Consider the following 23938-nt stretch of genomic DNA (forward strand, 5'->3'; position numbering starts at 1 on the left):
CAAAGACACAATATTCAATAATTTAATCAAAAGAATGGTAAAAGCAGATAATATTTGTCAAAAGGAGATTATATGTAACTAACTGCTTACCTCAAATTTTTTATTTTTGATTCTTATATTTCGTCTTATTTGCACGATATTAAAAATGATTTCAGTTAACTCATAAATACCCACAAGTTTATGCGTTTTTTCTGAAAACTCAAAACTATAACCAAAATTTTTTCTGTAATTTACAAACACTCCTAAATGCTTCCCAAATAGTTGCGTAAGGGATGGCCCCGAAAAGTCGGGAGGCATCCTTTGCTGTTGCGACAACAAACGGGAAAGATACAATGTACAACCCGACCCGTACTTTTTACGTAGTCCCGAAAGCTTTCCGAAGCCCAAACAAAAAAACATCTAATTCAGTCGGAAAAGCCAAATTTAAAGGGATTGTCTATTTTTTGTCTAGTTTGCTTTGTTTGGTAAGTGGTTTTAATGATTGAATTTTGTGATTAGGAAACTAATCAACCAAAACCATGAAAAAACAATACCTAATACTTCTTTTAGTGCCGGCAGCTTTTTTTGCCCAAGTAAAAGTAGATGTGAACCTGAATGTAAAACATACTGTTGGCGGCGTTTCGACTTTTGAACGCTCTAAGTTCATTACCATGCATGCCAATACAACTGAGGCGGAATGGGATGGAGACAATCAAATTGTCGATTTACGAAATGATTTCCTGAATGGTCTGGATGTGTATTTGGGTCGTGAAACGGGATTGATTACCTATACTTTAAATCAGGTGGCGCAGGATCCTGCACGTGCTGGTTATGCTAGTCCTACTGATATTGCTTCAAGAGGATTGTCGTCTCGAAATAGTTTTGCAGCCAAAACCAATTTAGCGCAATACGAGAGCCGCAAAGGAGGAATGATTTTTGGTGGTCAATTGTATCCATTTTGGACGGGTGTTGGGCAAAAACCAACAGCTAAAGGATGGAATCTAGCCAACGGAACTGCAACAGGAGAGTACATGGGGCGTTTCATGAAAGAATTTTTTGGAGGGAACGGACCTAGTTTACCTGCTTTTTTGGAAATTGTCAACGAGCCTGATTATGAACTATTGGGTGGTGTGAAAGAATATACCAAAACGATTGCGGAGATAGCCAATTTTCACATTGCAGCTGCCGATGCGATTAGAGCGCAAATGCCAAATACTAAGATTTGTGGGTATACCAATTCGTTTCCGTATTACGAAGTAGGGGAGTTTCAGCGTTGGTTCAACCGAGACAAAATGTTTATGGATATGGCGGGAAGCAAAATGGATTATTATTCGATTCATTTATATGATTTTCCAACCATTGGCGGAAAACGTCAGATGCGCTCTGGAAGTAATCTAGAAGCCACTTTTGACATGATGGATCATTATGGAAAACTTTCGGTAGGATCGGTAAAGCCTTATGTACTTTCGGAATATGGAGCACAAACACATGATTCCAACAACCAACAATGGAGTTCGTATAGAGATTGGCTAAATGTGAAGTCGTTCAACTCGATGCTGATGTCGTTTTTGGAAAGACCCAACACGATTGCTAGTGCGATTCCGTTTGTGATTGTAAAAGCCGAATGGGGTTACAACAGCACAACTGGAGTTCCTTATACCAGCCGATTAATGCGCAAAGCCAATGAGCCAGCGAGTTATACCGGACAATGGGTGTATACCGATTTTGTAAAATTTTACCAACAATGGAAAAACGTAAAAGGTACTCGTGTAGACATCAAATCTGACGATCCCGATATTTTGGTAAAAGCTTACGTGGACGGAAATAAAGGCTATGTGATTATCAATAATTTGGAACAAGCAATCAAAACGATTGATTTGAGTCTTTTTGATCATGATGATAGAGCTGTTACGCAGATTGTAAAACGATACCTAACCTTGACAGGCAACCAAACAGATTTACAAGAAACAACGACAACTACACCGATTACGTCATTGACTATAGGTTCAGAATCGCATGTTATTTTGGAATATACTTTTGCCAACCCAATTGCGATTGATAGAACCTTGGATGAAACAAAATACTATGCCGACGATTACTTAAAACCAATCGTTGCAGCAAATACGCCAGTGCTTTATAATGTAAACGGCATTACCAAAGGCACTTACGGTGAAGCAGTATTACGTGTTGGAGTTGGTAGAGCCACTGGTAAATCCTTAGTTCCCGTAATCAAAGTAAACAATACAATCGTGGCAACGCCTACCGATTTTAGAGGGGATAATCAACCGCAAAGAGATTCCTTTTTTGGAGTATTAGAAATTCCTGTTCCTTACAGTTTATTGGCTGCCAATAACGTGGTTTCGGTACAATTTCCAGATGCAGGCGGACATGTAAGTAGTGTATGTTTACAAGTGAATAATTTCAGTCACAATATTCGTCTTTTATCGAATGAAAAATTTCAATACGATAATCAAATTAGCATTTCTCCAAATCCAGCCAAAGAACAAGCAGTGCTGACAATCGTGGATGATTTGGTCAATAGCACGGCCAATATATACAATGTTCAAGGAGCTTTGGTGCAAGAAGTAAATTTGGCACAGTTGGCCAACAAACTTGATATAAGTAAATTAACTAAAGGTGTTTATTTTGTAGTTATTGTGAAGAATAACATTAAAATGGCCAAAACGAAATTGATCGTAAATTAGGTTTGATTGGTTCCTAATTAAAAAATAACCAATTGTTTAAGTTTAAAGTTAGTAGAGTCGAATTTGAGTAAATCAAATTCGGCTCTGTGTTTTTACAGTAATACGCTTTTTGAAACTATCTTTTTCGAATAAAATAAAGACAAAGAAAAACCCAATCTACTACTCTTTTTGTACTAGATTGGGTTTTGTATTTACAGTAGAAAATGTTTTAAAGGGTCACAAATTGACTAAAAAACAATAAACTATCTTGAACATGCTCTTGCCAATACGGCCATTCGTGAGCACCTTCAAACTCTTCATAGGTATGATTAATATCTGCTTCGTCTAGTTGCTGGTGCAAAAGCCGATTGTGCTCAATCAATAAATCGTCTTTGCCACAATCAAAACGCAAATAGGGGAGTTCTGCTCTGTTTTTTAAAATGGTTTCAAATACATCTTCGTCACAACTATTTATTTGATTGTATTGGTTTTCGTCTTCTTCGACAAACAACGGCATTTGGTTTTTGTTGGTGATAGACGAATGTCCCGAGATTGCTTTGTACTTGTTTGGGTATTTTGCACCTAGATGCAAGGCTCCAAAACCACCCATGGATAATCCAGAGATAAACAAATCAGAAGTCGAACTGGTGCAATCAATATTTTCGATCACCGCATTTATAACATCGTCAACAATCCAAGATTCAAAATTCTTGTCATTGTGAGGCAAATAAGCAGAACCATCGCCCCACAATCCGTCTGATGGCATTGCCAAAACCATGGGTTTTATTTTGCCTTCTTGCATCATTTTTAGAGCGGTCAAATGTACTCCTGCTTTGTGCGCCCAAATCCAGGCACTGCCATAAACGCCATGAAGTAAGGTTACAATTGGAACATTTGTTAAATCTTTCATCGGAGGAACAAACACACAAATATCACCACGCCCTTGCAAATTGGGCGTTTTCACGGTGATAAAACGAAGGTTGTTGCTTTCGAATTCGGGGTTCGAAATTTCGGTAGTTCTAAATTTTGATTCCATATTTTTATTTTACGGCTAACTCTGTACTTGTCGCTTGGATATTTTTTGTTTTTGCCGCAAGCGTGATTTTACCTTTCGAAATAGACTGTACAAATATAACCGCTTGACCGTTGAAAAACTTACGTTTTGGTTTAGATAAATTTTGCATATTAACTGGATCTCCATTTCCAGCAGCCAAAAACGTTGCCGCTCCTGATACTTCTATATCCATATCTTCATTAAAGTGCGGACATAGATTTCCGTCTTTGTCCACCATAGAAACTACATAAACTCCCACTTCTCCATTTTGAATTGTTGCAATTTCTGGTTCTATTTTTATCGAATGAGGTGCTCCCGCAGTTACTCTTTTGGTTTCGGCTACTTTTTTATTGTTTTTGTCATAAGCTACAATTTTGGCTTCACCAGGTTCGTACACCACATCGTCCCAAACAATTGCATAGGCTTTGAATAAATCCCAATTACCACCACCAGAAGCTTCTTTTGCCAAATTATTAGTTTCGAAATCTAATTTGCTTAATGGTTTTTTGGTTCGAATACCATAACTTTTTCCGTTCACAAACAGTTCTGCTTTCTCATAATTAGTATAACAAACTACTGGAAAGGATTTTACTTTCAAGTCAGGCCAAGTCCAATGTGGGAAAAAGTGCAATACTTTTGCGTCTTTATTCCACTGTGCTTGGTATTGGTAAAATTTATCTTTTTCTAATCCTACAAAATCCACTGGTGCAAAGTACGAGCTACGTGCTTCGGCATTGTGATACGGTGAAGGTTCTCCTAAATAATCATATCCCGTCCATACAAATTCGCCATAAACAGATGGGTTTTTCTCTTGAGAAGCAAACTCTTTGTACGCAGGATATCCCCAAGGGACATTGGTCGTTTCAAAATTACCAGGATGTCCATCAGGATACACAACGGTATGGGATGAATCGCCTCTCTTGCCGTGAATGGTATCAAAAACAACTGGGAATTTATAACTATTTCGAACACTTACTGAACCGCCCGTTTCGCTAGCAAAAAATTTCAAATTTGGATATTGCTTTCGAATGGCTCCATAAATACCTGCTTTATAATTAAAAGCAGCCACATCTACGGTAGTCGCCATGCCACTTACAATCGCGTTTTTGGCAGAGTTAAATCCTGCTGTTGTAGCACGTGTGGTGTCTAGTGATTTTACTATTTTGTTTAAGTAAGACGTAATTTTGTTAGGATCATGTTTGTACTGCTCCATGATTTCGTTACCGATGCTCCACATAATAATACTGGGGTGATTTCGATCTCTCAAAATCATATCGGTCAAATCAGTTTTCGACCATTTGTCAAAATGGATAGAATAACCGTTGGTTACTTTACCAATCTGCCATTCGTCAAAAGCTTCATCAATAGCTAATAATCCCATTTCATCACAAACGTCCAAAGCTTCGGGAGCTGGTGGATTGTGTGAAAAACGAATCGCATTAACACCCATCACTTTCATTTTTTTCATTTGTCGAACAAATAACTCTCTGTGAAAAGCGGCTCCAACTGGCCCCAAATCATGGTGCATGTTCACGCCATTGAAACGTACTTTTTTGTCATTCAAATAAAAACCATCTACTTCATAACGAACCGTTCTGATTCCGAAAGTAGTTGAATAAGTATCTATAACTTCATTTCCGGCAAGAATAGTCGTTTTCAATTGATACAAATTAGGATTTTCTAAACTCCATAATTCAGGTTTCGAAATTTCAAATTGTTCGTTTACTAATTGGTTGTCGTTGATTTGTACGGAAGAAGTTTTCGAACTAACTACTTTTCCAGAAGGATTAAGTACTTCGTTTTTTATCGTGTATTTTCCGTTTCCTACTACCTCTAAATTTAAATTCGCAATAGCTTTCTTTTTCGAAATAGAAGGTGTGGTTACAAAAGTCCCCCAAGTTTTTACGTGTGTAGCATTGGTTTTTATAATCGAAACTTTGCGGTACAAACCAGCTCCAGGATACCAACGTGATTGACTGTTGAAGTTCTCCAATCGAACGGCAATTGTGTTGTCACCCGCTTTTAAAAATTTAGTCACATCAAAATAAAAGGAAATGTATCCAAAAGGTCTTTCGCCTACGTATTGTCCATTTACAAAAACTTTGGAGTTGCTCATGGCACCATCAAACATAATTTGTACTTTGCCTTTTAAGTCGGCAGCAGATACAGAATATTGGGTTCTATACCAACCGATGCCAACGTATGGCAAAGCACCACTACGACCCGTGCGGTAAAAGGGTTTGTTGTCGCCGTCTTGAACCACCATGGTTAGTTGTACGTCATTGGCAAAATCAAAATCACCTTTTACAGCCCAATCGTGAGGGACAGTAACTTTTTCCCAATTGGAATCATCAAAGTTTTCCTGAAAAGCAGCACCATAATCATAATTGGTGAACTTCCAGTTTTTTAGTAAATCGGTTTGTTGTGCATTGGCGTGGAAAGTCAAAAGAAACAATCCTATTGTTGTCCAAATATTTTTCATCTGTTGGTTTTTATATTTTTTACTATTCTTTAGGTTCTGTAATTCAAATCTAAAGCTTACTTCTGTTACTAATTAAGGTTTTGCAGTAACCAATTTATAGGTTCTTATGTAGTCAATCAAGGCAGTTCTGTCTTTTTTGGATGCTGACATTAGTTTACTGTTTTTCTCTGGAATTGGATTCCAATCGTAGACTTCAATAGAAAAATGAATAAACATTTGTTGGTCAAAGTCCGCAGGAGGCGTTAGTGTATACACATATTTTCCATCCAAATAGAATAATAATTCATTTGGGCTCTTCCACCAACAACCGTAGGTATAGAATTTTTCAGAATTTTTTGTTTCTGGAAGGATCATTCCCTGGTCCCTTTTCTCTTCGTTGCAAGTAGTATTTCGTAAAATGGTATTAGAATGCATAATTTTATCCCATTTTTTGCCCCATTCTTGTGCTAGTGGAGAAATACTTCCCACAGATTCGGTAATGTCAATCTCGTGTTTTTTGCCACAGGTATTTTTAGACATTATCCAAAAACCGCCACCCATTTCTGTTTTGCTCATTTTGAAAGTACTCTCAAAATAATAACCATAAGTTACGGGATTTACTGCTCTAATAATACCTCCGTAATAATCATAATTGGTAGGCGTGTTGTATTTGTTGCTTACAAAACGCTCGTCTAGTTTTCCAACTTCAATATTTAAATACCCGTTTTCGACAGTAACTGCATTTTCTTTAAAAAGGGCAGGAGAACGACCAATCCAACCAAATTCAGGATGACCTTCTGGATCTGCAATCCATTTTTTGGTATCTAATGTTTTTCCGTTAAACTCATCGGACAATTCAGAAACCAATTGCCATGATTTACCTTCTGGTGCTTTAATTTGCGCAGTTAATAGAGAACTAAATGTTAAAAAAGTTCCAGCTATAAAAAGAATGTTTTTTTTCATATCTAGATAATATTTGTTTTTTAATGGAATATGGTATCGCCATTCTTCATCTATGTTTGTGATAATTGAATCATGGCGATTTCATACCTATATATTATTCGAATACAATTACACCTTTGGCATTTTTACCCGACAACATATCGTCTAAGGCTTGTTGTAAATCTTCTAAAGGATAGGTATTGGTAATCATTTCGTCCAACATGATTTCTCCTTTTCTATAATGCTCCACGATTTTTGGAAAGTCTTTTTGAGGGTTACATTTTCCGTATAATGGATTGATGTATTTTTTATCCCATTCGAACAATGACATATCTATTAAAACTTCTTCTTCAATTCCGCTCACTTGAACTGCTGTTCCAGCGTTTCTAACCATGGCTAGAGGTGCTGCTCCCAAGGCAGGAATGGCAGTACACTCAAAAGCATAATCAGCACCACGACCATTGGTCATTTCTTTGACTTTTTTGGCAGCATTTAGTAATCCTTTGTCGTTTTTATCGGCTAGAATGGTGTGTGTCGCTCCAAATTCGACTGCCATATCCAAACGTTGTTGGTTGATGTCGATTGCAATAATCATTGCCGCTTTAGAAACTTTAATTCCTTGGATAACGTTTAATCCAACACCACCAGTTCCTAATACAACGGCAGAAGAATTGGCTTCTACTTTTGCTGTATTTACCGCTGAACCAAAACCGGTCATTACACCACAGCTCACAATACTTGCGGCAGGATAACTCATGTCTTGAATAGGGTTTTTGACCACCGCAGATTCTTTGACCAACGTATATTCCGACAAAGTACCAATATTAAAAGAGCGAATGATTGGTGTACCGTTCCAAGCCGTTCCCTCTAGGTGTGCGTGTCCGGGAGTGTATCCGTTTCCGCCAGCCACTACGGGCGAATTATTTTCGCAAATATGTTCGTTTTCGTGTTCACATTGAAAGCATTTTCCACAAGGAGTAGCCCAGTTCAAAATCACAGCATCACCTACTTTTACAGAAGAGACATTCGATCCAATAGCAGTAACAATTCCCGCACCTTCATGTCCCATTACAATTGGTTTTCCCCAGTTTAAGGAATCATGATCGGTATGGCATAGACCAGCCGCTTTTACTTGTACCAAAACCTCATCTGCTTGTGGGTTTTCTACTGTTATGGTTTCTATCGAAAATGTTCCGTCTCCTTTTGCGATTGCTGCTTTACAAGTGATGCTCATTATAGTGGTATAAATTAAGTTGAAATTAATTTATAAAATTAATCAGATGAGTAGTAGTTTATAGAATGTATTTTATCAAATAAATAAACTATTTTGTTTGTTTTATTGTCTAAAACAGTATTAATACGACAGCATAGAATACTTTTAGGTGTATTTATATTTGTCCTTTAACAAAAAAATCCTTTGACAGTATCAAAGGATTTAAAACCTATTTTTTAAAGAGTACTTTACTTACTTATAGTTTTCTTTATTGTTTCACAATTTTACTACTTAATCCAGTATCTGTTTTTAAAATATAAATTCCAGTTGCTAAATCAGAAATATCAATAGTATTGCTTGCAGGAAAGCTTTTTACAACAGCTCCCAACATATTGTAAATATGGATTGTTTTACTATCTTCTAAATCAGAAATTGTAATTGCTCCGTTGGTTGGGTTTGGGAAAACATTTACATGTTGGGTTACTTGATTGTTTTTTAATCCTAAAGTATTTCCTATAGAAAATTCAATTCTATCAATTTCTAAAGTTCCTGCTAATGACGTTGTATTATTAACTCTGTGTTGGATATCAAACGTACTGATATTACCTGTCCATGTTGTTAATCCTGCCAAATTAATAACAGCTACTTCATATGGACTTTCATTGGTCATATTCATTACTGTAGGCGTAAAATTTGTGCCATTAGTACCACCAGTACCAGTAATAAATCTAATTTGTGAATTAGAAGATTTATTTCTATAATAGATATGGACCCACTTATAGGTAGTTGCATCAATATAATTATTTTCACCGGATTTTCTTACGAAACCAATAGGGTGAGGTGCACTTGCCGTAACTGCATCAGTAGTTATAATCATTTTTCCTGCTGAAACAGTAATTGCAGAATTGGTAGCTGAAAAGCCTTCTGTATTACCAGTAGAATTAAATTCATAAATATGTTTTTCAACAACTGGTATAGTATAAGACGCAACAATTTCAACTGTAGTAGGAGGAATTGAAGATCCACCAGTAGCCCTAAAATCATACTCAGAACCTTGTGGAATGTTGCCTGATACAAGATTTAAAAGTGAAATTTCCCAAGTTCTTGTATTTATAGTTGGATCATCAGCATTAATTGATACAGTTGTAGCATTTGCAGTACTTAAAGTCCCTGCAGTAGCTACGTTAGTAGGGACTCCATTTTTTACTACAAAAAAAGCATTGTTATATCCTCCTGAACCGTCTCCAGGATCATTTGTGGATGTTAAGGTTATCGTTCTTTGCGCATAAACTCCTGGACTTGTTTGTTCTAAGATATATCCGTTTTCAGAAATTTTAATATCATTTAACGAGGTTGCATTTGTACTTAAACTAATTGTTTGCTGTGCTTGAGAAATTGTTATAGCTCCAAGGCTAGTAACAAATAATAGTAATAGTTTTTTCATAATTATTTGATTTAAAAGTTGATACAAACATAAAATTCATTTAAAAAAACAAGCTTAACATATGGTTTTAAAAGTAAAACAAATGATTATATACTACGGAAATTATACTATTGTACATTTGTGGCAGTGTTAGCTTTGTAATAATGCAAAACGCCTTTAGGATTTACTTCTAAAGGCGTTTTGTATTAAATGTAATTCTATTTTATATTTGGAACAATATTCTTTGGGATATCAATTTTTTTATCATCTGCACCCAAGGCAAAAGTACTGGTGTTGTAAACGTTTTTTTGTTTCCAATCACATTCAATACGACCATCACCTAGAATAATATTTCCGAGTTTGGCTCTAAACCAATCTGTCAAAGCAATGTAGTTTTTGTCATTAGCCAGATTGTTTCGTTCCATAGGATCTTTACGTAAATCATAAAATGCCAATTGCACTTCTTCTCTCGGAGCATCCAGTCCCCAACGTACGTTTTCATTTGGTTTGTATCTTCCTCCAGGTCCTCCATTCAATGGACGTGGACGCATAGAGAAAGCGAAATCCTTGGTACGCATATACGAGCGTGGACCTGCAACACTATTTATTTCACCAATAATGTAGTCTTTCTTTATTTTTGGGTTCGAATACATTTCAGCCAAATCAAATCCGTCCAAAAATTGGTATTCTTTGGCTTTTAAATCAACACCTCCAGCGGCCAAAACGGTCGGCATGATGTCAACATATTCAGCAAAGCCATCATACACTTTTCCTGCAGGTACCGCTTTTTTGTCTGACGAAACCAAAATCCCAGTGGTATGTGTAGAAAGTTCCCAAGGCGAAAATTTAGATTCAATACCTTGTTCTCCCAATTGCCATCCGTGATCTCCACAAGTGTACAAGATCATGTATTCTTGATTGTTCTTTTTCGAATAGGCTTTAAATTCGGCAATTGCTTTCCCGATGATGTAATCTCCAAAAGCACAAAAGGCATAATAATCTCTGATGGCTTGTTGCTTATCTTCATAAGAGTAGCCGTCAATTCTTAATTTATTGTATAAGTCCACCAATTGTTTTGGTAGTTTACTCAACTCTTCTTTTTTATCGAATGCTGGAATTTTATACACTTTATCTTTAAAGCGGTCTCTAAATTCCTTTGGAGGCATCACAGGCGTATGCGGAAAGTGGAAACTCAAACTCGTAAAAATAGGTTTGCTGGTATCGGCACCCGCCATTTTATCTCCTAATAAGGATTGGTAAGGCTTATTTTGATTTTGCAAATAGTTACGATACTCGGTCAAAATATTTCCATCCAATGTTTTGTCTGCAGGCATAGAGTTAACTCCACCAATAATCAAAGTAGATTCTTCTCCATCGCTGGCATTGTGATATAAGATATCCAATTCTTTTTCGACAGAAGCTTTGATAGCTTTTTCTGCATCCGAGATATTATCTTCTGTAGTCCAAGATTTTTTGACATTATTCGGATAGAAAAATTGCATGCGCGTATCTATTTTAGCCGATTTTCCGTTTACTTTCCCGTAAGTCGTTTCTTTGTTCCAGTCGGTTACGCCACCTCTTTCCAGTTCTGTATCTGTAACAAATTTTTGATAGAAACCTTTGTATAAATCTTCCGTTTTTTTAGTAGCACTTTTTTTGTCAACGCTTTTATTTCGATAACCAGCCTTACCAAACAAACTGGTTTCGTACCCGTTTTCAACCATAATTTGAGGCATCGTTTTGGTGAAAAATTCGGCCTCACCATTAAAATATTCAAAACCATAGACTCCAGAATGGTGCGGGTATTTCCCCGCTAAGATTCCGTTTCGTGATGGCGCACAAGCGGGTGAGTTGCAATACATATTCGGGAACACAACTCCCTCTTTGGCCAAAGCATCTAAGTTTGGCGATTCAATATACCCCAATGGACTATCATTTTTTCCTGTTGTGATTTGGTTATAATAGCCGTTGGAATCTTTTCGTTGGTCATCAGTCAAAATCCAAAGAATATTCGGTTTTTTAACTGTTTTTTGTGCCAACAGTCGTGAATTGGATGCCGCAAAGCTCAATACACAAAGTGCAAATAATTTTACTTTCATAGTGTGATTTTTTGTTGTGGAATAATTGAGGTAGTTTGATATGTAAATACAAAAGAGTTTAACTACCTTATTTAGTTCATTTTTAATCTAGTTATAGTTGATTGCTAAATTAAACTGAGACAGCCAATCCATTGTCTGCAAATGTTTTTATCTCTATCACAAATGGGTTATTAACGCAATATTTCAAGACTTTATATTTCAATTAAATCAAAAGATAGTATTTTCACAATACAAAATTATTTCACAAAAAAAATGAAAACAGTACTATTAACTATCGTTTCTACTTTTACCTTTTGTGTGACTGTACAGGCACAGGATTTAACCATTCCGCCCAAAAAATATGCAGATTCGATTCAACTCGAAAAAGCACCTTCTCGATTGAACCAACAATTTCCGCTTTCGGATCAAAAAAATTCTGGAAAATGGAAACTTCTAAAAGAATATTCCGATGAATTTGATTCGAAAACTTTAAACGAAAACAAATGGTTTCCGAACAATCCTAAATGGAAAGGTCGTGCGCCAACTTATTTTCATCCTTCGAATGTAAGTCTGGAAAAAGGGGAGTTAGTCATTAGGGTAAATCAACACGGCAATGAGCAATTGCCAAAAGATTTTACGCATTCGACCGGATTTATAAAAAGTAAAAAACAATTTTTATACGGCTATTTTGAAGCCGAATGTAAATTGATGGATGCGCCATGGGTGTCAGGTTTTTGGATGACCAATGTAGACAAAGATTGGTGGACAGAGATTGATATTTGTGAAAATGCGCCGGGAGTTGCATACAACCGTCATGATTTGAATTCGAATATTCATGTTTTTAAATCACCAGCCGATCAAGGAGATGTAAAGGCCCATTTTTCAAGAACTATCAAATATTATTTTCCGAAAGAATTGCAAGCCGATTACCATGTTTGGGGCTTAGAATGGACAGCCGAATTTATTCGTTTTTATATTGACGGAATCCTTTTTAGAGAAGCGCCCAACACACATTGGCACCAACCGTTGGAGGTCAACTTTAACTGTGAATCCAATAAATGGTTTGGTGCTTTACCAGACGATAAACGCTTGGACGGCGAGTTTCATGTGAAATACTTTAGAGCTTGGGATCATAAATAATTACTACAAAAACCTTAGAATTTATTATAAAATGAAAAAAACTATTCAAATACTTAGCCTGCTATGCTTCATTTGCACCCTGAATGCGCATAGTCAGACCCAACAAGAGAAAGGCACGAGAACCAAAAAAAGCATCAATTTTGGATGGAAATTTCATCTAGGTGATCCCGATGGTGCTTTATACACCGAAAAATTAGACGATTCAAAATGGGAGTCTGTCAATGTTCCGCATTCCTTAGAATTGACATCGATGGATTTGAACGGAAACCAAGATGACAAGTACCAAAAGACTTTTATGAGAAACGTAGGTTGGTATCGTAGAGACATTACGGTTACGGCAGATACATCCAAAAAAGTATTTCTCGAATTTGAAGGCGTGCATCAAGTGACCAATGTATGGGTCAACGGCAAACATGTGGGAGAATATGCGGTAGGAGGGTACACGCCCTTTCATTTTGATATTTCGAAATATGTAACTTATGGCGGCAAAAATCAAGTGACGGTAAAGGCAGACAACCGAAAAAGCGATATCATTCCGCCTGATCCAGGACCTATGGATTATATCAAATTTGGAGGTTTGTACCGTGATGTGTATTTGGTCGAAACCAATCCGACGCACGTGACTTTCAATTGGGAATCGGATATTTCGGGACAAAATATAACTACGCCTACGGTGGACCCAATCAATTTGAATGGTACTGTAAATATCAAAACGGGAGTTCGAAATGAAACCACCCAAACGCAAAAAACTACTGTTGTCAATCGATTGGTAGACAAGAACGGACTGGTGGTTTTGAAGCTTTCGCAAACCAAAGAAATTGGTGCAGGAAATGAAGTTCAGTTCAACGAAATAGGTAGTATTGAAGATAATTTTCATTTGTGGTCAACGGATAATCCGTATTTGTACCGCGTGAATACCACCGTATTTGAAAACGGAAAACTAGTAGATGAAACCGAATGTAAAATGGGTTTTAGAAAAATCGAAATGAACAATGTGCAAGGTGTTTTGCTAAACGGAAAACCGATTAAGTTAATTGGTGTCAACCGCCATCAACATTATGGTTTTATAGGAGATGCAATGCCTAATTCGTTACATTATAAGGATGCTTTGCAAATCAAAAAACTGGGAATGAATGTCATTCGTACCGCACATTATCCGCATGATAACGCTTTTATTGAGGCTTGTGACGAATTGGGAATTTTGATTTATGAAGAAGCACCAACATGGATGTCCATTGGTAGCAACGAATGGTTTGATAATTATGAAAAAGCCGCTAGAACCATGGTGCGCAACCACCGCAACCATCCATCGGTATTTATTTGGGGAGCAGGAATTAATCATCGTGGTTATGTGCCAAGAGCGCACAATATAATGAAGCAAGAAGACCCAACTCGATTTACGGCTTCGCAAAGTAGTCGCTGGACAGGATGGCAAAACTCGGGACTGACCGATATTTTTGCACAAATGATTTATGGTGATTATTATTGGAGCGGTGACGAACCTATTTTAGCTATGGAAGGTCATAGTGGACCAAAAGCGGTAAACGACTTTATGAGTAGCCCAATGAAAATTGGTCATATCGCTTGGACAGCGCATGCTTATTACACTTTTCACCCCAATCCAGACAAAAGAGATAAAAGTCGTAGCGGTATGATGACGGTTTTTAGATACCCACGACCGGGACTTTTTTGGTACCAGTCGGAGTTGACCAAAGTGCCTTTTACTCGATTGGAAACCGATTGGAAAGAAGGAACTCAAGAAGTAATCGTTTATAGCAACGCCGATCAAGTAGAACTGGTTTTGAACGGAAAAGTAATTGCAACGCAATCTCCAACGATCAAAGACGATTATAAAAATCTAAAGCATGCTCCGTTTCATTTTAGAATAGAAAATTTCGAAAAAGGGACGCTTACCGCTAATGGTTTGGTCGAAGGACAAAAAATGTCTAGCGATACCAAAATGACACCCGAAGCTCCAGATCATATAATTTTGGAATTGGATTCAGATGGTCGAAAATTAACTGCTGATGGGTCGGATATTATCGTAGGTTACGCCAAAGTAGTCGACAAAAACGGTACGATATTACAAGATGTAGATATGAATATTAGTTTTTCGGTAAAAGGAAACGCTACTATTGTTGGGGATCAAACGGCCGCACAGTCCAACCCAATGTTTACGACTCATGGGGTTGCACCCGTCTTGATTCAGGCAGGTACAGCGGTTGGAAAAATTGAAGTTACCGCTTTCGCGAAAGGTTTGAAGTCGGGCAAAACTAGTATCTTGAGTACCAAACTAGACGACAACGCATTCGAAATAAAAACTATTCATGATTTAGAACAAGTGAAAGTAGATTTGGGAGGAAACGATCAATTGGTTCAATTTGATTGGACTCCTTGGAACGGAAACGATAACAATGCAGGCATTAAAATCTTCAGCGAGATGGGTGGATTTACAGCCAAAATCGAAGCTATTGGCAAAGTTGAAAATACGAGATGGCTGGGCGAAATTAATGTTATTGGTAAATATGGATTTGCTTGTGGAGACGGTGTTTTAGGTGCTACCAAAGAGGGTTTGTTGCTAGAATTAACGGGACTTAAAAAAGGAAAATACCAATTAAAAACGGTACACCATGCCCCAAGAACCAATACAGACAGTATGGATCCAAATCAAGAAAAAGCGGCGACTTACAAGATTTACCAAATTCCGTATGCTAAAAAAATAAGCATCAGTACTACCGATAAAAACGGAACTACGGTAAAAGAAAACATTGTAGTAACAGAAGGAAGTGATATGCAAAATAAATCTTTTGGTAACAGTACACAGTATTTTGAATCGGACGGAATAAATCCAGTTAAAATTATTTTTAAAGACCCAAAAGGTGCAGCCGTGTGGTTGAACAATTTTGAATTAAGTCAGTGGTATTAATGATTGTATAACGGAGCAGTATTAGTTAAAAAAAAATTATTGTTATGAATAAAAAATCCCCACTTCAGCATTATAACTAGAGTGGGGATTTGTCTTTTTCACCAATGGATAAGGTAGTTTGACAATCAGGGCAGTATTTAATACATTTTCTTAAGCACTGTATTTTCCACAAACAGCGTTTAACTTTTCGGGAAAAGCTCTCATTTGCTGCCAAAAATATATTTTTCATCTGTTTTTCAAATTACTTTTTATCTTTTCGATTTAGCCTTATTTATAAATTCTAACTTTTTATAATCATTCCCTGGAATCCAAGCAAAACCTTCTGGAGTCCAATCTACTCCAGCGGTCCAAGCTTTTCCGCCAAATTCATAGGCACCTAAATCTGGTGCAGCTCCTATAAATCTGTCCGTTATTTTTTTAATTTTATTGGCTTTATCAATTAGTGGAGACCCTTTTAAAGGCATAAAAAGAGTATTCTTTTCGATCGAAAATGGCAAAGTAGAAAACTGAACATTGTTTTTGAAATCATTGTCTGCTTCGCTTCCTTCAAACTCTTTTTCATCTACTCTATACTTGGTTCCATCACCAGAATGCCACCAAGGACGTACATCCGAAATATTGTTGTACAAGATATTCTCTGCTACATTGGTTTGGACACCATCTCTTTTGGGTACCCAACTATCAATAAGGGCTTGTTCTGCATGACCTACATTCCAAAAAGTATTGTTGTAAATTTCATTTTTAACGGCATTCCAATTCAAATGCAAACCACCCCATTCTATATCCCAAACTACATTGTGGTGCACAATATATCCCGCTGCATTGTTGTCTAGATAAATACCTACAGCTTTTTTACCCGCATGTTTGGCGCCATACGCATCATGAAACCAGTTGTGATGTACCTCTACATTTACAGGAATACTTCTTCCGGTGACATAAAACAATCCTCCATCGGCTCCCGAAATTAAACATTTTTGAACGTGATTATAGGCAAACTCGCTATCATCACCCGTTACTTTTACTCCATCACGAGCGGAACCATAGAAGGAATTTTTTAAAATTTTATTTCTTGCACCACTACTATTCAGCAATTGCGCATGAATACCAATGGTATTGAAATATTGAATGATATTATTTTCGATTTTGTTATCCTCAGCATCTTTACTTATTATGATACCGTTCACAGTTCCACTTTCTAAAACACATTTTTCAATGGTGTTATTAGACCCATTTAAGATTTGAATGGCGGCGTCACTTAATGCTGCACCGCTTAAATTGGTAATCAATTTATCAGATCCGTGTTTGACCATGCAGTTGGTTATATCATTATGATTTCCTTTGATGGTAATCATTCCTCCAAAAAAATTAAGCTTATTAAAATGAATATAATCTTTAGTAATTTCGGCCGTATTTTCACGAGCAGTAACTTCTACCAAATCATTATTTGGATTTTTACCTTCGGGAGCATATAGGTATAGTTCTTTTTTTTGAGTGTCATAATACCATTCTTTTGGTGCATCAAGCGCTTCTAATTTATTCATTAGATAAAAAATACCTCGATGACCATTCTCTGTACGCATCGGACTATGGGTGTCTCCAAAAGGCCATCTATCTGGCAATGTTTCAAAATGAATTCGATTTAAATCTTTTTCATAGTTGGTAATGGTACGTTCCCAGCTACAACCGCTATGCGCACCTAGGTAATGAATAGTTCCGCCAGTCCAATCGATATTCGGAATTTCGTTATTAGAAATAAAAGACATAGAATACGTCCCTTTGGTCATATCGATGTATTTGGCATCCAAGGTATATTCATCATTGTCGGTATCATTTGGCCAACGAGCCAATTGCATTTTTTTCGAATTAAAAAAGACATTATTTCCGTCTCCTAATCCTAATTTGATACCTGATTTTTTATAAATATTTCCGGAAAATTTTTCCCAACTCGAAACTTGATCGGTTGCCGCAACAATGACAAAATCATTTTCAAAAGAGGTAAACAAAATTGGTTTGGATGCAGTACCTGAATTTTTAGGTACAATATTTTCACGATAAGTGCCTTTGTGAATGTAGCAAACATCTCCTTTGATCATAATTGCAGCTGCCTGCGATATGGTTTTGAATGGATTTGATGCGGAACCATTTCCAAGAGATTTATTGGTGCAATCTACATGGTATTCTTTTGCAGCAACATTAAATGCTGTTGCAAAAAGCAGGAATAAAAATTGATAGTTTTTTTTCATTTTAGAAATTATAAAGGTTGGTTGGAAAGTTAAAATTCAAAAGTTAAATCTATAATTATAGGCTCGTCATCATTACCGAAAATATTTTTGGGATTTCCTTGTGGACCTGTTCTCTCTGCTTCTTGGAATTTGGTACCTATAGCAGGAATATTTTTCACAAACGATATATCTCCCACAGGAAAATCTTTAACGGTTGCTCCTTTTTGTGGATCTACTGGTTGTTTTGGTGTCAACATTCGTAAAAAAGTTGCGTCAGATTTGCAATAAACCGTAAAACCATTGTTGTTGTTTCCTTTCAGTTTCATCCAATATAAACTGGAGAAGAATCCTTTGAATTCAGGATATACAAAACCCGATTCACCCGTAACAGTATTGTTATAATCGTTTTCCCAAACGTTAAATTTCGTTCCTTTCATCCTGTTTCTCCAAACTCGGTAAGGACCATCACCCAACCATTTCATTCCGTTGACTTCTTGTTCAGGAAAAGAAAAGGAAATCCCCATATAACCCGTTACTTTCTTCTGACTTCTCATTTCGACCTTCAAATCAACCAAACCATTTTGATGAATTGTCCACTTTATAAAATCTTGCGTTGTTTCGGTATTTTCATCCCATTTATAGTACTTTTTATTCTTTTTAAACAAAGCGATAACTTCTGTTTTAGTATCAGTCTGTTTTACAAAAACCGTATCGATTTTCCCTTTATGACCTAAAATAATAGGCCCTTCGTTTAACGGAATTAGCTTTCCATTAGCAATCACTTCTTGCAATAAACCGGTAGTTTTAGAAAATTTAAAATCCTTATTATTAGCAATTACCAGAATTTGTTCGTTTTTAATTTCAGAAGAAACGGTTCCTTTAACTTCAGCAATACTTCTTTCTGAATTTAATTTTTCGGGCGTTTTTACCGGATACGACCAGGTAAAAATTTCCTTTCCGTGTGGGTCTGTCGCTGTTAAGTACAGTGCGTCAGCTGATTTCCAATTTTGTGGTTTCTCCACCAAAAAAGTACCCTTTTCATTAGGTTCTAGATTTGGTAATTTTACATTACTTTGTGACAATACTTTAAATTCGGTTTTTTCATTTGGACCATTAAACTGCACCCATTTAGCCGTCATCACACATTCGTTAAGATTGGTAAAGTGGTACCTGTTTTCCACTTGAAAAATCCCTGAAAAATCATCTCGTATAAAACGGTCAGCAATAGCGATTGGCGACCAAACTTCTTTAATAGTGAAGTAACTACCTTCTTTTTCTCCATAAGGACCTACAATTCCGTCGGGTGCGTGATTTCCATCAAAATCAATTTCGTTATTTTTATCGGTTCGAATGACTCCTTCATCTGCAAAATCCCATAAAAAACCACCAGCAGCCAATGGCATATTCCACATTTGTTTCCAATAATCATCCAAGCCAGCTCCGTGACCGCCATCATACAAACCGTGCATAAATTCTGTAGGGAAATAGATTTTATCCTTTGCATAGGCATCATAAGCAAAAATATGGTAATCAGGATAATGCATTGTATTTGTTTTTCTGAAGATATTCCAAGGATGTATTACTTCTCTTTTTTGAATGTCCCATTTTGTAAAATCATTGTCTAACGCTGTGTTCCAACCCGTTTCATTTCCATTTGCCCACAATACAATCGAAGGATGATTTACATCTCGAACAATCATTTCTTTAATGATTTTTTGTCCTACTTTTGTATCCAAATAGGGGGTATGCCACGTACACATTTCATCAATTACAAACAAACCTAGCGAATCGCAGACCTCCAAAAAATGTTTGTCTGGCGGATAATGTGACATACGAACCGCATTCATATTCATATCCTTCATCATTTTCACGTGCTCAATACTCAACTCTTTTGAAGTGGTTCTACCCGAAGTTGGATAAAAAGAATGTCTGTTTACGCCTTTGAATTTTATCTGTTTTCCATTAACATAAATTCCGTCACTTTCACGGACTTCGATGGTTCGAAAGCCAATTTTTTCAATTTTAGTATGTAAGGTAGCTCCGTTTTTATCTAACAAGCTCATTTGAAGTAGATACATCGTTGGTTTCTCCGGATTCCACGATTTTATATCAGATGCTTTTGTTGAAATAGTCCAATCACCATTCTTTTTTTTGAAATCAGTAATGGTCAAATCTTGCAATTTTTTTCCTGAAATATCAGCAAGAACCACACTTATATTTTCTGCCTTTTTCGAAGAAACTACTAGTGCTGTTTTCAGTTCACCAGTTGCTTTTGCATCAATAGCAACTCTTTCAATGTGGTCTTTTGGAAGCACTTCAATAGAAACAGGTCTAAAAATTCCACCAAAAATCCAAAAATCCGCATTTCGTTCTGCAGCGTTTATCGATTCATTTGCAGATACTTTATTCACCTTCACTTCCAGAACATTTTCTACACCAAATTTTACCAAATTGGTAATTGAATATTTGAATTCATAAAAAGCTCCTTGATGAATTTCTCCTGCCAGTTTGCCATTTATTTTCACTTCGGCATCAGTCATTACACCTTCAAAAACTATTTTAAGCTCTTTGTTTTTCCATTCCTTCGGAACCAAAAATTGATGCTTATATATTCCGTATTCATCATGTATTTTTCGGTCTGTATCTCTTTTGTCGTTTCCATAGTTATAGCCACCAAAACCTTGTAATTCCCAACAAGAGGGAACGCCTATTTTTGCCCATTTGCCACTTTGCATTCCATCCGAACAATAAAAGTCCCATAGTACCATATCGTCTTTACCTGTTCCAGACAAATATTTTATGGTCGTTCCTGTATTTTCAGCAGTATGTTGTGCCTTCGCATTCGAGAAAAAAAGTAAACTAACAAAACAGCTAATTGTAAAAAAATTATATATTTTCATATTTAGTTTTATATTAAAATTCAAAAGTTAGGTCGATAGTGATAGGCTCATCATCATTACCGAAAAAATGTTCGGAGTTTCCGTGTGGTCCCATCGTATCTGGATCCTGAAACTTTGTGCCAATTCCTGGGATATTTTTTACAAATGAAATATCACCTACTGGGAATTTAGTATTCAATCTTCCATTCTTATCCTCCTGCGTTTTATCAGGCGTTAACATTCGTAAATATGTGTGCGGCGAATGGCAATAGACCGTAAAACCATTATCGTCTTTCCCTTTTAATTTTGTCCAGTAGACGCTAGAGAAAAATCCTTTAAATTCAGGATACACAAAACCAGATTCTCCAGTTATGGTATTATTATAATCATTTTCCCAAACCTGAAATTTAGTTCCTTTCATGCGGTTTCGCCACACGCGATAAGGACCATCGCCCAACCATTTCATCCCTGCGACCTCTTTTTCTGGAAATGAAAACGTAATTCCTCTATACTCTTTTAAGTTTCTAAAACCTTTAAATTCCACTTTTACATCCAACAATCCATTGGAATGCACGGTCCATTTAATGATGTCTTTGCCATATTCTTTAATGGTTGACCAAGATGGGGATTTGACTGCTTTTTCAAAAGTGACTGTAATTTCTACTTTATCTTTTAGATTTTGAACCGCAACATTTTCTATTTTGTCTTTTTGACTTAAAATAATTGGACCATTGTTTAGCGGAATAACCTTAGAACCTTTCATTACTTTTTGAAGTAAACCAGTCGTTTCAGAGAAAACATAGGTCATTTTATTAGCCACAACTTTTATCGAATTATCTTTAGTTTCGGACAATAAAGTTCCACCAACTGCATAATCAATTAATGGTGAATTCAGCTGTTTTGGTATTGTAACAGGATAAGACCAGGTGAAAATTTCTTTACCATAAGGGTCTGTCGCCGTCAAATGTAGTGCGTCTGCCGATTTCCAATTTTGAGGTAGTTCAACCGTAAACTTTCCTTTTTCGGCTGGATTTAGACTCGGCATTTTTACAATTCCTTCTGCCATGATTTTTGGACTTGATTTTTCTTCTGGTCCATCAAATTTCAACCACTTTGCAGTCATTTTACATTGCTCCAAATTGGTGTAGTGGTATCTGTTTTCTAATCTAAAAACGCCATTAAAATCATTTGTAATAAATCTATCTTCGATATAAATTGGCGACCAAATCTCTTTAATTGTAAAATAACTCGCTTCTTTTTCGCCATAAGGGCCTACAATTCCGTCAGCGGCTTTATTTCCTTGCAAATCAATTTCATTATTTCTATCCGTTCTTTCGATGCCTTCATCTGCAAAATCCCAAAGAAATCCTCCCGCACTTAAGGGCGTATTCCACATTAGATTCCAATAATCATCCAAACCAGCTCCATGTCCACCATCGTATAAACCGTGTAAAAATTCCGTAGGAAACAAAATTTTCTCCATCGAATACGAATCGTTTACCAAAGAATGGTAAGGGCTGTAATGAATCGTATTTGTTTTTTTGAAGATGCTCCAAGGATGAATGACCTCACGTTTTTGAATATCCCATTTTGCATAGTCATCATCAACTTCTTTATTCCAACCTTGCTCATTACCATTTGCCCAAAGTAAAATGGATGGATGATTTACATCACGAACGACAGTCTCTTTTACTAGTTTACGGGCTACTTTTGTTTCCAATATTGGGTTGTGCCAAGTACAAAGCTCATCAATAACAAACAATCCCAAAGAGTCACACACTTCTAGAAAATGAACATCTGGCGGATAATGAGACATACGCACCGCATTCATATTCATGTCTTTCATCATTTTTACATCATCAATACTAATCTTTTTTGAAGTAGTACGTCCAGAAGAAGGATGAAACGAGTGGCGATTGACACCTTTAAATTTAATTCGCTCGCCATTTACATAAACGCCGTCACCTTCTATAATTTCAACAGTTCTAAAACCAATTCGTTGGCTTACAGCATGTAAAACCTCATTTTTAGTGTTGAGAATTTCAATATTTAAGGTATACAAATTGGGTGCTTCTGGATTCCATGTTTTTATAGCATTGGCTTTTGTTGACACTGTCCATTTATCTTGTGATTGGGTTGCTTTTTCAACTTTTAAGACTTGAATTTTCTTTCCGTTTGCATCAGATAAAGACAGTTTTACGGTGGTCGCTTTTTGAAAAGTTGTAAAAACATCTGCAATTATAGTTCCGTCTGCTTTTGCGTCAATCGCTACACGGTCAATATTTTCTTTAGGGAACACTTGCAAGTACACAGGTCTATATATTCCACCAAAAACCCAAAAATCAGCTTCACGTTCTGCAAAGTTGATGGATGCATTAGCCGACACCTTATTTACTTTTACTTCTAGTACATTATCAGTTCCGTATTTTAATAGTTTGCTAATGGAATATTTAAATTCATAAAAAGCGCCTTGATGAATTTCTCCAGCCAACTTTCCATTGATTTTAACTTCGGCATCGGTCATTACGCCTTCAAATACGATTTGTACCTCTTGATTATTCCAGTCTTTCGGTACTTTAAAGGTGTGTTTGTACAAGCCAAATTCCTTTGCTCTTTTATCTGAATCGTCACTACCATAATTGTAAGTTCCAAATCCTTTTTGCTCCCAACAAGATGGTACTCCAATTGAAGTCCATTTGCCGCTTTTTCTTCCTTCTGAACAAAAGAAATCCCAATCTACTAAATGATCCTTATCGGTACCTGATAAATAATGAATCTCGGTTTTTTGATTTTTAGAAATAGGTAGATTCTGAGCCAGTGATGCATAGCTATTCAGAATTAAAATTAGCAACAATGCTGTAAACTTTTGCATGTGGAGTTGGTTTTTGGTTAACTTTTAGAAGTGTTTAAATCGAAATAACTTCCAAATAAGAAATA

At 36.5% G+C, this 23938-nt stretch carries 12 protein-coding genes; 3 read left to right on the forward strand and 9 right to left on the reverse strand.

Annotated features, from left to right (window positions below):
• The first annotated feature begins 518 nt into the window (after positions 1–518).
• Positions 519–2684, forward strand: a complete 2166-nt coding sequence (locus M2326_RS14385; protein ID WP_264620245.1) for a T9SS type A sorting domain-containing protein — start codon at positions 519–521, stop codon at positions 2682–2684.
• Between the two features lie 208 nt (positions 2685–2892).
• Here the strand turns inward: M2326_RS14385 and M2326_RS14390 are convergent, their stop codons facing one another.
• The 6 genes from M2326_RS14390 to M2326_RS14415 all read right to left on the reverse strand — a co-directional run bounded on the left by M2326_RS14390 (position 2893) and on the right by M2326_RS14415 (position 11855).
• Positions 2893–3699 (reverse strand): alpha/beta hydrolase, encoded by an 807-nt coding sequence (locus M2326_RS14390; RefSeq protein WP_264620246.1) that lies wholly within the window; start codon positions 3697–3699, stop codon positions 2893–2895.
• Positions 3700–3703: 4 nt separating this feature from the next.
• Positions 3704–6199 (reverse strand): glycoside hydrolase family 2 TIM barrel-domain containing protein, encoded by a 2496-nt coding sequence (locus tag M2326_RS14395; protein ID WP_264620247.1) that lies wholly within the window; start codon positions 6197–6199, stop codon positions 3704–3706.
• Positions 6200–6271: 72 nt separating this feature from the next.
• Positions 6272–7141: a LamG domain-containing protein gene (locus M2326_RS14400; protein WP_264620248.1), complete on the reverse strand. Its 870-nt coding sequence runs from the start codon at positions 7139–7141 to the stop codon at positions 6272–6274.
• A gap of 94 nt (positions 7142–7235) precedes the next feature.
• Positions 7236–8354, reverse strand: coding sequence for a Zn-dependent alcohol dehydrogenase (locus tag M2326_RS14405; RefSeq protein ID WP_264620249.1), 1119 nt, complete (start codon positions 8352–8354; stop codon positions 7236–7238).
• A gap of 247 nt (positions 8355–8601) precedes the next feature.
• Entirely contained in the window at positions 8602–9777 is a 1176-nt protein-coding gene (locus tag M2326_RS14410) for a T9SS type A sorting domain-containing protein (RefSeq protein ID WP_264620250.1), read from the reverse strand.
• A gap of 197 nt (positions 9778–9974) precedes the next feature.
• Complete coding sequence (locus M2326_RS14415; RefSeq protein WP_264620251.1) at positions 9975–11855, reverse strand: sulfatase-like hydrolase/transferase; 1881 nt, start codon at positions 11853–11855, stop codon at positions 9975–9977.
• A gap of 252 nt (positions 11856–12107) precedes the next feature.
• Between M2326_RS14415 and M2326_RS14420 the strand changes: the two genes are divergently transcribed.
• Both M2326_RS14420 and M2326_RS14425 read left to right on the forward strand, forming a co-directional pair.
• Positions 12108–12974, forward strand: a complete 867-nt coding sequence (locus tag M2326_RS14420; RefSeq protein WP_264620252.1) for a family 16 glycosylhydrolase — start codon at positions 12108–12110, stop codon at positions 12972–12974.
• 31 nt (positions 12975–13005) lie between these two features.
• The gene (locus M2326_RS14425) at positions 13006–15900 is read left to right on the forward strand and encodes a glycoside hydrolase family 2 protein (protein ID WP_264620253.1); all 2895 of its coding nucleotides are present in this window, start codon (positions 13006–13008) and stop codon (positions 15898–15900) included.
• Between the two features lie 248 nt (positions 15901–16148).
• Here M2326_RS14425 and M2326_RS14430 read toward each other — a convergent pair whose 3' ends face one another.
• The 3 genes from M2326_RS14430 to M2326_RS14440 are packed head-to-tail and all read right to left on the reverse strand — an operon-like array spanning position 16149 to position 23873.
• A complete protein-coding gene (locus M2326_RS14430; protein ID WP_264620254.1) occupies positions 16149–18143 on the reverse strand; it encodes a right-handed parallel beta-helix repeat-containing protein in 1995 nt (664 codons plus the stop codon).
• 29 nt (positions 18144–18172) lie between these two features.
• Positions 18173–21022 carry a glycoside hydrolase family 2 protein gene (locus M2326_RS14435; RefSeq protein WP_264620255.1) on the reverse strand — a complete coding sequence of 950 codons (2850 nt, stop codon included), beginning with the start codon at positions 21020–21022 and terminating at the stop codon, positions 18173–18175.
• Between the two features lie 13 nt (positions 21023–21035).
• On the reverse strand, positions 21036–23873 hold the full coding sequence (locus M2326_RS14440) for a glycoside hydrolase family 2 TIM barrel-domain containing protein (RefSeq protein WP_264620256.1): 2838 nt from the start codon (positions 23871–23873) through the stop codon (positions 21036–21038).
• Between the last annotated feature and the right edge of the window lie 65 nt (positions 23874–23938).

Source organism: Flavobacterium psychraerolatum (assembly GCF_025960985.1).
In the GTDB taxonomy this organism is placed as follows: domain Bacteria; phylum Bacteroidota; class Bacteroidia; order Flavobacteriales; family Flavobacteriaceae; genus Flavobacterium.

Excerpts from the sequence above, each read along its gene's own strand:
- M2326_RS14420 (WP_264620252.1), top strand. The coding sequence starts at position 12,108 with ATGAAAACAGTACTATTAACTATCGTTTCTACTTTTACCTTTTGTGTG.
- M2326_RS14400 (WP_264620248.1), bottom strand. The coding sequence starts at position 7,141 with ATGAAAAAAAACATTCTTTTTATAGCTGGAACTTTTTTAACATTTAGT.
- M2326_RS14435 (WP_264620255.1), bottom strand. The coding sequence starts at position 21,022 with ATGAAAATATATAATTTTTTTACAATTAGCTGTTTTGTTAGTTTACTT.
- M2326_RS14410 (WP_264620250.1), bottom strand. The coding sequence starts at position 9,777 with ATGAAAAAACTATTACTATTATTTGTTACTAGCCTTGGAGCTATAACA.
- M2326_RS14415 (WP_264620251.1), bottom strand. The coding sequence starts at position 11,855 with ATGAAAGTAAAATTATTTGCACTTTGTGTATTGAGCTTTGCGGCATCC.
- M2326_RS14385 (WP_264620245.1), top strand. The coding sequence starts at position 519 with ATGAAAAAACAATACCTAATACTTCTTTTAGTGCCGGCAGCTTTTTTT.
- M2326_RS14395 (WP_264620247.1), bottom strand. The coding sequence starts at position 6,199 with ATGAAAAATATTTGGACAACAATAGGATTGTTTCTTTTGACTTTCCAC.
- M2326_RS14405 (WP_264620249.1), bottom strand. The coding sequence starts at position 8,354 with ATGAGCATCACTTGTAAAGCAGCAATCGCAAAAGGAGACGGAACATTT.
- M2326_RS14425 (WP_264620253.1), top strand. The coding sequence starts at position 13,006 with ATGAAAAAAACTATTCAAATACTTAGCCTGCTATGCTTCATTTGCACC.
- M2326_RS14440 (WP_264620256.1), bottom strand. The coding sequence starts at position 23,873 with ATGCAAAAGTTTACAGCATTGTTGCTAATTTTAATTCTGAATAGCTAT.
- M2326_RS14390 (WP_264620246.1), bottom strand. The coding sequence starts at position 3,699 with ATGGAATCAAAATTTAGAACTACCGAAATTTCGAACCCCGAATTCGAA.
- M2326_RS14430 (WP_264620254.1), bottom strand. The coding sequence starts at position 18,143 with ATGAAAAAAAACTATCAATTTTTATTCCTGCTTTTTGCAACAGCATTT.